At 69.0% G+C, this 13,500-nt stretch carries 15 protein-coding genes; 5 read left to right on the forward strand and 10 right to left on the reverse strand.

Features of this window, described 5'->3' with window-relative positions; genetic code table 11:
- Window positions 1-30: 30 nt before the first annotated feature.
- Together ACN6M5_RS14620 and ACN6M5_RS14625 are read right to left on the reverse strand one after the other, a co-directional pair.
- Window positions 31-1,143 carry an ABC transporter substrate-binding protein gene (locus ACN6M5_RS14620; protein WP_434950886.1) on the reverse strand — a complete coding sequence of 371 codons (1,113 nt, stop codon included), beginning with the start codon at window positions 1,141-1,143 and terminating at the stop codon, window positions 31-33.
- A 150-nt stretch (window positions 1,144-1,293) separates the two neighbouring features.
- Window positions 1,294-2,475 carry an ROK family transcriptional regulator gene (locus ACN6M5_RS14625; protein ID WP_434950888.1) on the reverse strand — a complete coding sequence of 394 codons (1,182 nt, stop codon included), beginning with the start codon at window positions 2,473-2,475 and terminating at the stop codon, window positions 1,294-1,296.
- Window positions 2,476-2,598: 123 nt separating this feature from the next.
- On the opposite strand from ACN6M5_RS14625, the gene ACN6M5_RS14630 reads away from it, so the two are divergent.
- Entirely contained in the window at window positions 2,599-2,985 is a 387-nt protein-coding gene (locus ACN6M5_RS14630; RefSeq protein ID WP_085367621.1) for a hypothetical protein, read from the forward strand.
- A 31-nt stretch (window positions 2,986-3,016) separates the two neighbouring features.
- Here ACN6M5_RS14630 and ACN6M5_RS14635 read toward each other — a convergent pair whose 3' ends face one another.
- A complete protein-coding gene (locus ACN6M5_RS14635; RefSeq protein WP_434950891.1) occupies window positions 3,017-3,397 on the reverse strand; it encodes a DUF1304 domain-containing protein in 381 nt (126 codons plus the stop codon).
- Between the two features lie 24 nt (window positions 3,398-3,421).
- Here ACN6M5_RS14635 and ACN6M5_RS14640 point away from each other — a divergent pair, with 24 nt between their 5' ends.
- Window positions 3,422-4,642 carry an FAD-dependent oxidoreductase gene (locus ACN6M5_RS14640; RefSeq protein WP_434950893.1) on the forward strand — a complete coding sequence of 407 codons (1,221 nt, stop codon included), beginning with the start codon at window positions 3,422-3,424 and terminating at the stop codon, window positions 4,640-4,642.
- A gap of 26 nt (window positions 4,643-4,668) precedes the next feature.
- Here the strand turns inward: ACN6M5_RS14640 and ACN6M5_RS14645 are convergent, their stop codons facing one another.
- The 3 genes from ACN6M5_RS14645 to ACN6M5_RS14655 form a co-directional block, all read right to left on the reverse strand.
- A complete protein-coding gene (locus tag ACN6M5_RS14645; RefSeq protein ID WP_085367623.1) occupies window positions 4,669-5,049 on the reverse strand; it encodes a DUF1304 domain-containing protein in 381 nt (126 codons plus the stop codon).
- A gap of 49 nt (window positions 5,050-5,098) precedes the next feature.
- Window positions 5,099-6,121, reverse strand: a complete 1,023-nt coding sequence (locus ACN6M5_RS14650) for an MDR family oxidoreductase (protein ID WP_434950895.1) — start codon at window positions 6,119-6,121, stop codon at window positions 5,099-5,101.
- A gap of 118 nt (window positions 6,122-6,239) precedes the next feature.
- Window positions 6,240-7,016, reverse strand: a complete 777-nt coding sequence (locus ACN6M5_RS14655; protein ID WP_434950897.1) for an isocitrate lyase/PEP mutase family protein — start codon at window positions 7,014-7,016, stop codon at window positions 6,240-6,242.
- A 45-nt stretch (window positions 7,017-7,061) separates the two neighbouring features.
- Here ACN6M5_RS14655 and ACN6M5_RS14660 point away from each other — a divergent pair, with 45 nt between their 5' ends.
- A complete protein-coding gene (locus tag ACN6M5_RS14660) occupies window positions 7,062-8,438 on the forward strand; it encodes an LssY C-terminal domain-containing protein (RefSeq protein ID WP_434950899.1) in 1,377 nt (458 codons plus the stop codon).
- 25 nt (window positions 8,439-8,463) lie between these two features.
- Here ACN6M5_RS14660 and ACN6M5_RS14665 read toward each other — a convergent pair whose 3' ends face one another.
- From ACN6M5_RS14665 to trhO, 3 genes are all read right to left on the reverse strand, one after another.
- Complete coding sequence (locus ACN6M5_RS14665) at window positions 8,464-8,673, reverse strand: hypothetical protein (protein ID WP_434950901.1); 210 nt, start codon at window positions 8,671-8,673, stop codon at window positions 8,464-8,466.
- 77 nt (window positions 8,674-8,750) lie between these two features.
- The gene (locus ACN6M5_RS14670) at window positions 8,751-10,331 is read right to left on the reverse strand and encodes a Na+/H+ antiporter (RefSeq protein WP_247597241.1); all 1,581 of its coding nucleotides are present in this window, start codon (window positions 10,329-10,331) and stop codon (window positions 8,751-8,753) included.
- A gap of 69 nt (window positions 10,332-10,400) precedes the next feature.
- Window positions 10,401-11,309, reverse strand: a complete 909-nt coding sequence (gene trhO / locus ACN6M5_RS14675; RefSeq protein ID WP_085367628.1) for an oxygen-dependent tRNA uridine(34) hydroxylase TrhO — start codon at window positions 11,307-11,309, stop codon at window positions 10,401-10,403.
- A gap of 106 nt (window positions 11,310-11,415) precedes the next feature.
- Between trhO and ACN6M5_RS14680 the strand changes: the two genes are divergently transcribed.
- A complete protein-coding gene (locus ACN6M5_RS14680; protein ID WP_434950903.1) occupies window positions 11,416-12,246 on the forward strand; it encodes a polyprenol monophosphomannose synthase in 831 nt (276 codons plus the stop codon).
- A 19-nt stretch (window positions 12,247-12,265) separates the two neighbouring features.
- On the forward strand, window positions 12,266-12,799 hold the full coding sequence (locus ACN6M5_RS14685; RefSeq protein WP_434950905.1) for a YbhB/YbcL family Raf kinase inhibitor-like protein: 534 nt from the start codon (window positions 12,266-12,268) through the stop codon (window positions 12,797-12,799).
- Between the two features lie 34 nt (window positions 12,800-12,833).
- On the opposite strand, the gene ACN6M5_RS14690 is transcribed toward ACN6M5_RS14685, so the two are convergent.
- Window positions 12,834-13,472 carry a LysE family translocator gene (locus ACN6M5_RS14690; RefSeq protein WP_434950907.1) on the reverse strand — a complete coding sequence of 213 codons (639 nt, stop codon included), beginning with the start codon at window positions 13,470-13,472 and terminating at the stop codon, window positions 12,834-12,836.
- Window positions 13,473-13,500: the final 28 nt, after the last annotated feature.

Below are 13,500 nucleotides of genomic sequence, written 5' to 3' on the forward strand. Positions count from 1 at the left end.
CTTCCGCATCCCCGGCCGGGTCTTCGATGGCTACTTGACGCCGTACTTGTCGCAGTCGGCCTTGTAGTCTGCGGTGCAGATCTTGGCGGCGGAGTCGGAACCGTAGAACTCGTCCTTGACGACCGTGCTCTCGATGTTGTCCGTCGTCACAGCGACCGGGGTCAGCAGGAACGACTGGATGGCAGCGCCACCCGCCGTGTTGACCGTCGTGTCACCCTTCGGCTTCTTGCCGTTGGCCAGGTCGACGGCAAGTTCTGCCGCCTTCTCCGCCTCGGGCTTGAGCGCCTTGTAGACCGTCATGTACTGGTCGCCGGCGAGGATGCGCTGGATGCCCGCGAGCTCGGCGTCCTGTCCGGTGACCGGCGGGATCGGGCTGACGTTGGCGGCCTTCAGCGAGGCGATCGCGCCACCGCCGGTTCCGTCGTTCGCCGCGTAGATGCCCTTGATCTGGCTACCGAACTGCGTGATCTGGCCTGCCACCCAGTCCTGGGCCTTCGCGGGGTCCCATCCTGGTGTGTCGAACTCGGCGAGCACCTTGTATCCGCTCGAGTCGATCACGCTGTGCGCGCCCTTCTTGAACAGGGTCGCGTTGTTGTCCGTCGGCGAGCCGTTGACCATCAGGATGCCGGCGCCGGAGGCGACGTTGTCCTTCTTGAGCTTGTCGACGAGCGCCGTGGCCTGCAGCTGCCCGACCTTCTCGTTGTCGAACGAGATGTAGTAGTTGCTGTCCGGGCTGTTGATCAGGCGGTCGTAGGAGATGACCGGGACGTTCTTGGCTTTGGCCTCTCCGACGATGGATGCGGCGGCCTCGCCGTCGAACGGGTCGAGGACCAGGACCTTGACGCCCTGGGTCAGCATCGACTCCGCCTGCTGCTGCTGCTTGCTGGCGTCGCCGTCTGCGTTCGAGTAGAGGACCTTGCAGTCGGGGCAGAGGTCTTTGATCTTGGCTTCGAAGAACGGCTTGTCCGCCGATTCGTACCTGGCGGTGACGGAGTCGGGGAGGAGGAGGCCGATCTGGGCTTTGCTGGCTCCGGCGGTGGAGCTGGATCCGCTCCCTGAGCCGTTGGAACAGGCTGTGAGTGTTGCGGCTGTGAGCAGGATCGCGGCCGACGCGATGACCGCTCTCGTGGTGGCGATCTTCATTGAAAAACCTCCGATTCGAGACCGCCATCGTTGGCGGCTGCGTTGAGTGTTGCAGGTGGTGGGGTTGTCGTCAAGAGTTGAAGCCAACGGATTCGATAACGAATAGACACGCATTCAGGGGGTGCGGCGGGGCGGGTGGTGCGCGCCGGGTCAGGAGGGGGAGTCGGTCGGCGTGATGTTCACGCAGTCCACGGCATATGCGACCGCGCCGAGCGTCGCCGCGCGCGTCCCGAGCTGCCCCTGGACGATGTCGGGCATGAGGTCTTCGTTGACGATGATCGACCGCTCCACAGCGTGCCGCATCGGCCCGAGCAGCAGCTCGCCCGCCCTGGCCAGCTCGCCGCCGACGACCACTCGCTCCGGATCGATCAGGTTGCACAGGTTGGCCGTCGCGATACCGATGTGCTTGCCCGCGTCGGCGATGGCCCTGATGCACCGTGCATCCCCTGCCATCGCCTGGATGACCACATCGCCCAGTTTGAGGCTGCCCAGGTGGTCGCGCAGCTCGTCGAGGATCGCCGGACCGCCCGCGATGGCTTCGAGGCAGCCGCGGTTGCCGCACCGGCAGAGCGGGCCGTTCTCCCGGATGGTGGTGTGCCCGAACTCCCCGGCGACGCCGTGGAACCCGCGATAGACCTGCCCGTTGAGGATGAGCCCTGCGCCGATCCCGTCCCCGAGTTCGAGCGTGATCGTGTTGCGTTTGCCGCGCCCCGCGCCGAGCCTGGACTCCGCCAGCGCGGTGAGATTCGCGGCGTTGTCGATGAACACCGGGCGCTTCAGCCTGCGCTCCATCACCTCGGCGACGTCCACGCCGTCCCAGCCGCGCATGATGCCGCTGCGGGCGATGGTGCCGCTCGCCCTGTCCAGCGGGGCGGGGAGCGCGATGCCGACGGCGAGCACCTCGTCGCGGCCCGCATCCACGGATTCGAGCATGTCGGTGAGCAGCAGCGAGACCTTGTCGAGCTCGTTGTCCGCCCGGTGGTCTTTGGCGAGCGGCATGTGGTTCTCGGCGACCACCGTGTGCGCGACGTCCGCGAGCGCGATCCGCATGTGCCTGGTGGAGAAGTGCACGCCGACCACGAGCCCGAGCGCGTGCGCCAGCGTGACGTGCTGGGCGCGCCTGCCGCTCCGGATGCTCTGAGCGGTATGCAGGACCCCGGAGGTCGACAGCTCCTTCACGATGTTGGACACCGTGGCGGGGGAGAGGCCGGTGGCGCCGGCGAGCTCGACCTGCGTCAGCCCGCCGTGCTTCTTGATGGCGTCGACAATCCGCGCCCGGTTGGCTTCACGAAGTGAAGTCTGCGAACCCGGGGTTCGCCGCTGCGTTGCCACGATCAGCAGGATACATGCCCCGCGGTCGAGGGGGTGGGGAGTGTGGGAAACCGTCGGCCGAAGGGTTATCTCTTTGTGAGGAACGGACCCGCACGACGCCGCGCTCGCTGGCAGGATAGAAGCATGGCCGACATGCACGTTCACCCGGACCGACTTGAGATCCACCTCACGCCGGCGGAGAAGGTGCTCGCTCTGAAGCGCGACGACCTCATCGTGCCGAGGGAGAGCATCCGGTCCGTGGCGATCACCGAGGACCCGTGGATCTGGATCCGCGGCATCCGCGCGCCAGGAGCCGCCGTGCCGTTGACGCTCTCCGTCGGAACCTGGAAGTTCCACGGCGGCAAAGACTTCCTGCTCATCAAGGGCAAGCAGCGCGCGGCCGTGGTGATCGACCTGGAGGGTGAGGAGTACTCGCGCATCATCGTCTCGACGCCGCACGCGACCAAGCTCATCGAGGCGCTCCGGGTGGATGCGGCCGGCACCCCGGCGCAGGGCGAGACCTCGCTGTAGCGGACGCCGCCACCCAGCCGCCGCCCGCTCGTCAGCCGAGGACCAGCAGCACCAGTCCCACCAGCGGCAGCGCGCCCTGCAGCAGCGTGGCGCGCAGGAACGCCCGGCCCGTCGTGATCAGCACCACCGCCGCGAGCACCATGCACACGGCGGAGAAGAACACGATCCCGAACCCCACATCCCGGAGCGTCGTCCAGTAGAGCACCAGCCCGACCGCCGCGCCCCCGGCGAGGAACAGGTTGTAGAACCCCTGGTTGTACGCCATCGCCCTGATCGTGTCCGCGTCGCGCTGGCTGGCGACCCCGAACCTGCGCCACACGCCGGGTGACGACCAGAACACGCTCTCCATCGCGAAGAACGCCAGGTGCACGACGGCGGCCGCGGCGATCAGGATGGAACCGATGATGGCCATGCGTGTGAGCATACGCTGGGCACTATGCACACTGTGGAGACTTCGTGCGTGATCGCCGGGGGCGGTCCCGCCGGCATGATGCTCGGCCTGATCCTGGCGAGGGCGGGGCTGGACGTGGTGGTGCTGGAGAAGCACGCCGACTTCTTCCGCGACTTCCGCGGCGACACCATCCACCCGTCCACCATCACCGTGCTCGGCGAGCTCGGGCTGCGCGACCGGTTCCTCGGGATGCCGCACACGAGCATCCGGACACTGGATGCGGTGGTCAACGGCACCAGGCTGCACCCGATCGACTTCGGGATGCTCCCACCGCCCGACGATTTCCTGGTCATGGCGCCGCAGTGGGATTTCCTTTCCTTCCTTGCGCAGGAGGCTGCGGCGTTCCCTGGCTTCCACCTGCTGATGGAGACCGACGCCGTCGGGCTCATCCAGGAGGGCGGTGCGGTGCGCGGCGTGACGGCGCACGGGCCGGACGGGGAGCTGGAGGTGCGCGCATCCCTGACGGTCGCTGCCGACGGGCGCGATTCGACGCTCCGGGATGCTGCCGGCCTGCGCCCTCGCCGGTTCGGCGTCCCGATCGACGTGCTCTGGTTCCGCGTTCCCAAGCCCGACCGCGTGCCGCCGAGCACGCTCGCTTACGTCGACCAGCACTCGATGGTGATCACGATCGACCGCGGTGACTACTTCCAGACCGGGGTGATCATCGAGAAGGGCGGCTTCGACACCCTGCGCGCGGCCGGGCTGCCGCACTTCCACCGGATGCTCGGCGAGGTCGCACCCGTGCTGGCGCCGGTGGTGGACGCGATCGCCTCCTGGGACGACGTCAAGCTCCTCTCGGTCCAGATCAACCGTCTCGACCGCTGGTTCCGCTCCGGTTTCCTCGCGATCGGCGACGCCGCCCACGCGATGTCGCCCGCGTTCGGCGTCGGCGTCAATTACGCGGTGCAGGATGCGGTTGCGACGGCCAACGCGGTCGCCGCCCCGCTGCGTTCCGGCCCGGTCGACCTCCGGGTGCTGGAGGCGGTGCAGCACCGCCGCCTGCCTCCCGTCGCCAGGATGCAGGGCCTCCAGCTCGCGGCGCACGAGTTCATCGCGCGCCCGGGAGGCGCCGCCCGACTGCCCAACCCGCTGCCCGCTCCGCTCCGGGCGCTCCTCACCGCTGCCATGCCGGTGGCGCGCCGTGCGTCAGCGCGGATCGTCGGCCGCGGCTTCCTCCCGGAGCACATCGCGCCCGAGCTGCGCTGACGGCCGCTGACGGCTTGGCTCTGCTGTCAGGACAGCAGCATGAGGATGAATCCGATCAACGGAAGGATCCCCTGGATGAGCGCCGGCCGGACGTACCCGCGCCCGGTGGTGATGAGCACGACGGACGCGGCGAACATGCTCGCGGTGCTGAACAGGATCAGCGCGAGCCCGGCATCGTGCATCCCGACCCCGAACAGGATGAGCCCGACGATCGCCCCGATGGCGAGGAACAGGTTGTAGAACCCCTGGTTGTACGCCATCGGCCGCGTGGTGTCCGCGGCCTCCTGCGACGCCACCCCGAACCGCTTCCACACCGCCGGCCGCGTCCAGCCGACGCTCTCCATGACGAAGATGGCGATGTGCAGGGCTGCGGCAAGGGTGACGACCACGGTCGCGAGGACGATCATGCGGTCAGCATACGGCGACACGCCGCCCGCGGGCGGCAGGCGCGCACGGTCAGGCGCGCACCTCCACCACCGTCCGCCCGCGCAGCTTCCCGGCCAGCAGTTCCTCCGCAGCCGCGATCGTCTCGGCCAGCGGGATGAACGCCGTCATCGCCGCAAGCGATTCAGTGTCCAGGTCGACCGCCAGCCGCCGCCACGCCGTCTCGCGCAGCGCGATGGGCGCCTCGACCGAGTTGATCCCGGCCAGGGTGACCCCGCGCAGGATGAACGGCATCACCGTCGCGGGCAGATCCGGACCTTGCGCCAGCCCGCACGCAGCCACCGTCCCGCCGTACGTCGTCTGCGCGAGCGCGTTCGCGAGCGTGTGGCTGCCGACGGCGTCCACCACCCCCGCCCAGCGCTGACGCTGCAGCGGCTTGCCGGGATCGCTGAGTTCCGCCCGGTCGATGATCGCCGTCGCGCCGAGGTCGGTCAGGTAGTCCGCCTGCTCCTCCGGCCGCCCCGTGGATGCGGTAACCGGGTAACCCAGTTTCGCCAACACCGCCACGGCCACCGACCCGACACCCCCTGCCGCTCCCGTCACAAGCACGCTCGACCCGGCATCCGCGACCACCTGTGGATCCAGCCCGTTCCGTTCCAGCGCGAGCACCGACAGCATCGCGGTGAATCCCGCGGTCCCGACCGCCGCCGCCTGCGCACTGCTCAGCACCTCCGGCACCCGCACCAGCGCATCCCCGCGCACGCGGGCCCGTTCCGCCAGCCCGCCGTGATGCGACTCGCCGATCCCGTCGCCGTTCAGCACCACCCGGTCCCCGGGAACCCATCGCACGTCTGCGGACTCCTCGACCACGCCCACCAGGTCGATCCCCGGAATCAGCGGCGACGTCCGCGCCACCCCCGGCCGCCCGGCGATGGCGAGCGCATCCTTGAAGTTGAGGTCGGAGTACTCGACGGCAATGGTCACATCCCCTGGCATCAGGAACGCATCCGTCACCCGCCGCACCTCGGCGGTATGCGCCACGATCCGCCCCGCCTCAGCCTCCTGCTCGATCACGATGGCCCGAAAGTCAGTCATGGCTTTCACCATACGCCGACCCGTGGATGCGCCACCCGGCCCGGCGCCGCCTGGACCGCCGCGCCTCGCCAGCTCACCACCGCGCCCGCCACTGCCGCCGCCGTGCCCCACATCACGCCTAGTTCAACACCCGCACCCCACTCGGCAGCACCCCGCCCGCGTACAGCGCGCGCGCCGCATCCTGCAGCGCGGTCAATGCCAGCCGTTGCGTCCACGGACCGTACGACACCCGCGCCACCCCGAGCTCCTCCAGCCGCGCTGGCGCCACGGACCCCCGCACTCCGATCACGCTGAGTTTCCGCATCCCGAGCCCTCCCACGAGCAGTTCGATCACCGTCTCGTCGAGCAGCCCGGGCACGAACACGCAGGTCGCCCCTTCGTCGAGGAACGCCCGCCCGCGCTGGACCGCCTCGCGCGCCTTCTCCTCGGTGGGCCGCTGGTCGTCATGCAGGAACACGTCGGTGCGCGCGTTGAGTGCGAACGGCACTCCTTCCGCCTCCGCCCCGGCGATGGCGGCCCGCACGGCGGCGACCGCCTCCTCGAACGAGCGCGTCCCGTCTTCGAGGTTCGCTCCGACCGCCCCGACGCCGATCGCGCGCCGGATCGTCTCGCCCGGGTCGCCGTATCCCGCTTCGAGGTCGGCGCTGACTGGCAGATCAGTCGCATCCACAATCCGCCCGATGGCCGCGAGCATCAGGTCGAGCGGGATGCGCTCGCCGTCCTCGTAGCCGTGGGATGCGGCGATCGAGTGGCTCGCCGTCGCGATGGCGCGGGTGTCGGGGAGTGCGGCGATCGCGCGCGTGCTGATCGCATCCCACACGTTCACCACCTGAAGCAGCTCGGGGGCGTCGTGCAGGCGGCGCAGCTCGGCGCCGAGTTCGTTGTTCGCGTTCACGAAGTCACCATACGACCCCGCGCCGGGCGGCTCTAGGATGAGCGCATGGCCGAGACGGCGGTGACCAAGACCCGGTCGGCGACTGGCCGGCGCCGGTCGACCAACGTCGTCGTCGACAACCTCTTCTTCGTCTTCGGCGGCGCCGCCGTGGTTTGGCTGGCTTGGATCGTCCTCACCGAGAGTTTTTCGTGGGGCTGGTTCCTCGTCGCGTTCTTCGTGCTGTTCTGGGTGGTGGTCGCCTATCTGGTCCTGCCGCGCCTGCACCGCATCCTGACCTCGATCTACGTCCCGGACTACTTCATCGGCAGGGCCCGCACCAGCGACGGCCTGCTCGGCGACCCGATCAACCTGGCGGTCCTCGGCACCGAGGCCCAGCTGGACAAGGCGATGACGGAGGCCGGCTGGACCAGGGCGGACGACGTGACGTTGCGCACCAGCTGGCGGATCGTCGCATCCACTCTGTTGCGCCGCAGCTACGACGAGGCCCCCGTGAGCCCGCTGTTCTTGTTCGGCCATCAGCAGGATGTCGCCTACCAGCAGGAGGTCCGCGGCAACCCGTCGAAGCGCCACCATGTGCGCTTCTGGCGGTGCCCGGAGGGCTGGCTCCTCCCCGGCGGTCACAACGCGGACTGGCTGGCGGCCGGCACGTTCGACCGTTCCGTCGGCTTCTCGCTGTTCACGTTGCAGATCACCCACAAGATCGACGCGAACACCGACGTCGAGCGCGACCACATCGTCTCCACCCTGATGGATGCGCGGATCGGCGTCGGCGTCGAGGTCATCGAGGACTTCTCCACCGGCTATCACTCCCGCAACGGCGGCGGCGACAGTATCGAGACCGACGGCAACCTCCCCGTGATCGACGTGCGCGCCGTTCCGGTGGATGCGGCTGCGATCGCGGTCGCGGATCAGGCGGATGCGAGACGCGCGGCGAGGGCGGAGGACCGGCCGATCCCCACGTCACTCGGCTTCCTGTTGATGCTGCTGCGAACGGTCGCGGGTGCGGTCTTCGTCGCGCTGACCGTGATCGACTGGCGCCAGTTCGTCCAGGCCCAGATGGACGACCCGGCCGCGGCGCTCACCGCTGACGAGAAGCCGATCGTGCAGCTCGTCCTCGTCGTGGTGATGGCCCTGTTCACGGTCGGCCTGCTCTTCTACCTGCTGCTGGCGATCCTGGTCTTCCGTGGCAGCAACTGGGCCCGCATCGCCTCGATGTCCTACAGTTCGCTGCTCATCATCATCTCCGCCATCGACTTCTTCAACGGCGGCCCCCAGGTCACCCTCCACAACAACGTCCTCGGCCTCCCGCTCGACATCCTGGTCGTCCTGGCCCTCTCCTCCCAGCGCTCCCGCCTCTGGGCCCGCCGCCCGCGTCCGCGCGGGTCGCGGCAGGCGATCGCGGCGTCTACGGGCGCGAGCTAGTCGCTGCGTCGAGCTTCCGCAGAAGTCACGCGAGGTCGCGCGGATGCGGTCGTTCCGTCCGCCGACTTCGGCGAACCGCGATGGAGCAGAAGACGGCCAGGCCCACAGCCAGGGAGACGCCGGCAGCAACGGCGATCGTGAAGTTGCCGTTCACCCACATCATGGCAACGAATAATGCGACAGCCACGCTGAGCCCAAGCGACGATGCCAGTATGTTTCGCTTCAGTGTGTACATTTATCCAGCTTAGCCCTGGCCTTCGACCGGGTTCTGCAAACCTCCGGTGGTGGCACACCGCAGCCAAGCCCCTACCCTTACATAAGCCCCTTCCGCGGCCCCGACGACTTCAACGCGGACTCCTCCGCATCCAGGAACGCCAGCACCGAACGCACCGCCAGCTCCTGATACCGCCCCTCGGCCCGCGCATCCAGCACCGCCTTCCGCTCGGCCTTGATCATCGACCGCCGCAGCTTCTGGTATTCCACCGGTACGTTCTCGTCTTCGTTCGGTGACGGGTTCTCGAGCGCGTCGGAGAGGAAGACCGCGTTGATCCGCAGCCGTTCCAGCACCCGTTCGTCTTCGTCGCCCGTCACCTGGGAGTCGAGATGCTCCAGCCCGGCCGTCTGGGCCTCGGCGAGCAGCCGCTGCATCTCGCTCGCCTCCTGGGCGAAGTCGGGCGGCGGGAGTTTCAGCCGGCGGATGACCCAGGGGAGCGCGAGCCCTTCGAGCAGCGTTCCGACGACCACGACGAACGCGAGGAACTGCAGGAACTCCTTGTGCGGTGTCGCGTCCGGCAGCAGGAACACGGCGGCGAGCGTCACCACCCCGCGGATGCCGGCGAACGACACCGCGATCCCCGTCGGCCAGTTCCACCCGCGCTCGCGCAGCCGTTTCGGCCCGTGGCGGTAGAGCGTCGTGGTCAGCACCATCCAGACGAACCGGGCCGCCGAGATCGCGAGCAGCACCACGATGCTGATCACCACCGTCTGGCCGACCGTGATCCCCGACCGGAACGCGCCGCTCAGGATGCTGGACAGTTCCAGCCCGATGAACAGGAACACCGCGTTCTCGAGCAGGAACTGGATCGTGCGCCAGTTGATCGATTCCGCGATGCGCGCCTCCGCCGTCTGGATGGTCGGCGACCGGTAGCCGAGGTACAGCCCGGACACGACCACCGCCAGGATGCCGGACCCGTGCAGGAACTGCGCCGGGATGAACGCCAGGTACGGAGTGATCAACCCCAGCGAGGTGTCCAGCACCGGAGCCCGCAGCTGCTTCCGGATGATCGCGAGCACCCAGCCGACCCCGAGCCCGACCGCCACTCCGACCACCACCGCAAGCGCGAAGTCTCCCGCGATCGCCCACGGGTTCACCACGCTCACGATCGCGGCGATGGTCGCGTTCAGCGCCACCAGGGCTGTCGCGTCGTTGAGCAGGCTCTCGCCTTCGAGCACAGTCACGAGTCGGCGGGGGAGGTGCAATCGCCCGGCGATCGCCGTCACCGCCACCGTGTCCGTCGGCGCCACCACCGCCCCGAACGCGAACGCGGCCGCCAGCGTGAGCGACGGCACCACCCACCAGGTGGCGAACCCCACCACGATCACGGTGAACACCACCAGCCCCACCGAGAGCAGCAGGATGCCGTCTCGCCTGGCCCGCACATCCACGAAGGACGTCTGGATGGACGCGGCGAACAGCAGCGGCGGAAGCAGCCCGAACAGCACGAGCTCCGGCTCGAGCTCGATATGCGGGACCCCGGGGATGAACGACACCACCGCCCCCACGACCACCAGCACCACCGGCGCCGACCACCCGACACGGCGCGACAAACCCGTGACGGTGACCGTGACGAGAACGAACGACACGATCCAGACAATGGTTGCGACCGGATCCATGCTGTTCATGATGGCCGCAACGCGCGCAGGGTGCCAATGGTTCCCGGGAGGCTGTGGAGAACTCGTCCGCTAGGAGCGAAGTGCAGGGATCGGGCCTCCGTGGGCCGCGCAGAACACCGCGTCCTCCGCCTCGCACACCACCAGCTGCTCGCGGCACGACGCGTCCGCGCAGTTCCGCATCCGCTCGGTCTCGCCGTCGCACACGACGCAGCGCCCGATCACGGCCGTGTGGTCGCTGAACCGGACGGACTGCCGCTGGTCGAACACGTACAGCGAGCCCTCCCACAGTCCGTCGTCGCCGAACGTCTCGCCGTAGCGCACGACACCGCCGTCGAGCTGGTACACCTCGCCGAAGCCGCGCGACCGCATCAGTCCGGACAGCACCTCGCAGCGCACCCCGCCTGTGCAGTAGGTCACGACCGGCTTGCCCTTGAGGTGGTCGTACTTCCCGCTGTCCAGCTCGGCGACGAACTCCCGCGTCGTGGACACATCCGGCACCACGGCGTCCTTGAAGCGCCCGATCTCGGCCTCGAAGCGGTTGCGGCCGTCGAAGAACACCACGTCGTCCCGTGCCTCCACCAGCGCGTGCAGCCCGGCGGGGTCGAGCCGCTCGCCTCCACCGACGACGCCGGATCCGTCCACGACCAGCTCGGCAGGCGCCCCGAAACTCACGATCTCGTCGCGCACCTTTACCGACAGCCGTGGGAAGTCGAGGCTCATCCCGTCGTCGTCGAACCCGGTCCCTTCGCTCCACTTCACGTCGAGGTCCTTGAACGCCGGGTAGTCCTTCGTCTTGCGCAGGTACTTCTTCAATGCGCCGAGCTCACCGCCGAGCGTCCCGTTCATCCCGTCGCCCGACAGCAGGATGCGTCCGCGCAGGCCGAGCGATTCGCAGAGGTCGCGCTGCCACAGCCGCACGGCGTCCGGGTCGGCGAGCGGCGTGAAGACGTAGTAGAGGAGGACTTTCGGCACGGGCACCGCACCATGCTAGGCCGCCCCGGCTGTGCGCTCTCTCAGCGACCCCGGCGCCGTTACCCAGGCGCTCGGTTTCCTTTCATTCACCAACATCGGCGATGCTTGTGGGGTGAGCACCCTGGTCATCATCCCGACCTACGACGAGCGGGAGAATGTCGAATCGATCGTCGGACGCGTCCGCGCGGCCACCCCCGACGTGGATGTGCTCGTGGTCGACGACAACTCCCCGGACGGAACGGGGGCGCTCGCCGACGCGCTCGCCGCGGCCGACCAGCGCATCCACGTGATGCACCGCGCCGGAAAAGAGGGCCTCGGCGCCGCATACCGCGACGGGATGCGCTGGGCTCTGGATGCGGGATACGACCGCATCGTCGAGATGGATGCGGACGGCTCGCACCGCCCGGAGGAACTGCACCGCCTGCTGGCTGCGCTCCGCGAGCCGGGCACGAGGGAGACCGGCGCACCCGCAGCGTCCACCAACGCACCCACCAACACGCCCGTCCCCACCCCCGGCGCCGACGTCGTCCTCGGTTCCCGCTGGGTCCCCGGCGGTGGCGTCGTCAACTGGCCGGCCCGTCGCCGCCTCCTCTCCCGCGGCGGCAGCGCGTACTCGCGCATCGCCCTCGGCATCCCGGCCAAAGACGTCACGGGCGGCTACCGCGCCTTCACCGCCGAGGCGCTCCGTAGCATCCACTTCGCCGATGTGGAGAGCCAGGGGTATTGCTTCCAGATCGACATGCTCCGCCGCGCATACCGCGCTGGCCTCTCGGTCGCCGAGGTGCCGATCACGTTCGTGGAGCGTGAGCACGGCGCGTCCAAGATGAGCGGCGGCATCGTCCGCGAGGCCATGTGGCGCGTGACCGTCTGGGGTGTCTCCGGCCTCCCGCAGCGGTTCCGCCGCACCAGGGTTCCTGTTCCGGTCAAGACGCACGTCGGCTGACGGGTCTACCGTTTACTTCATGACCGTCAAAGATCCTCTGGAGCGTTTCGGCGCCGTCCCTCAGTTCACCGTCACCAGCGACGACGTCGCAGACGGCCGTCCGCTCGCGCAGGCGCAGTGGGGCGCAGGCGGTGGCGGCGGCGACATCTCGCCGCAGCTGTCCTGGTCCGGCTTCCCCGCGGAGACGAAGAGCTTCGCCGTCACCATCCACGACCCGGATGCGCCGACCGGCTCCGGCTTCTGGCACTGGGCCGTCTTCAATATCCCGGCTGACGTCACCTCGCTCGACGCGAACGCGGGCGCTGAGGGCGGCGCCAACCTCCCGCAGGGCGCGGCGATGCTCTCGAACGAGCTGCGCTCGAGGAGCTTCACCGGCGCGGGCCCGCCTCCCGGAACCGGCACGCACCACTACAACCTGATCGTGCACGCCCTCGACGTCGACCACCTCGACCTCGACCCGGAGTCGACCCCTGCCGTCCTCGGCTTCAACGCGCACTTCCACACGTTGGCCCGCGCCGTCGTCACCCCGATCGCGACCGCGGGAGACATCTAGCACGACGCGGCAGGGCAGAACGCTGCCAGCACCCTCAGTGCTTGTTCCCCGTCAGCGCCAGCACCCCGCCGAGCCCGATCATCATCACGCCCCCGGCGGCACCCAGCCGCTCGACGCGTTTCGGCGACCGCCCGAACCAGTTTCGGGCGGTCCCTGCCGCGAGCGCCCACACGCTGTCGCAGGCCAGGGCGAGCACCAGGAACACCGTCCCCAGCTCGAACATCTGCAGCGGGATGCTCCCCGCCCGGTAGTCGACGAACTGCGGGAGCACCGCCACGAAGAACACCAGCGTCTTCGGGTTGGTCAGCCCGACCACGAACCCTTCCGACAGGATGCGCACCCGCGAGCGCGCGGGCGGCGTCGCCTCGTGCGTCACCGCCGTGTGCCTCCGGTGCCTGATCGCCTGAATACCGAGATACACGAGGTACGTCGCTCCCGCGAACTTGATGATCGTGAACACCACCACGGATTGCGCGACGACCGCCCCGATCCCGAGGGAGACGGCGATCACCAGGGGCAGCATCCCGAGCGCGTTGCCGAGCACGCTCAGCAGGCCGCCGACCCGTCCGAGCGACAGCGACCGGCCGATCACGAAGAGCACGCTCGGGCCCGGGATCACGATCAGGGCGATGGATGCGATCGCGAACGCCAGCAGCGATGGGCCAGGAACCATGCGCACAGCGTAGCCGCCCCGAGGTAGG

This window comes from Leifsonia araucanica (assembly GCF_051161895.1).
In the GTDB taxonomy this organism is placed as follows: Bacteria; Actinomycetota; Actinomycetes; order Actinomycetales; family Microbacteriaceae; genus Leifsonia.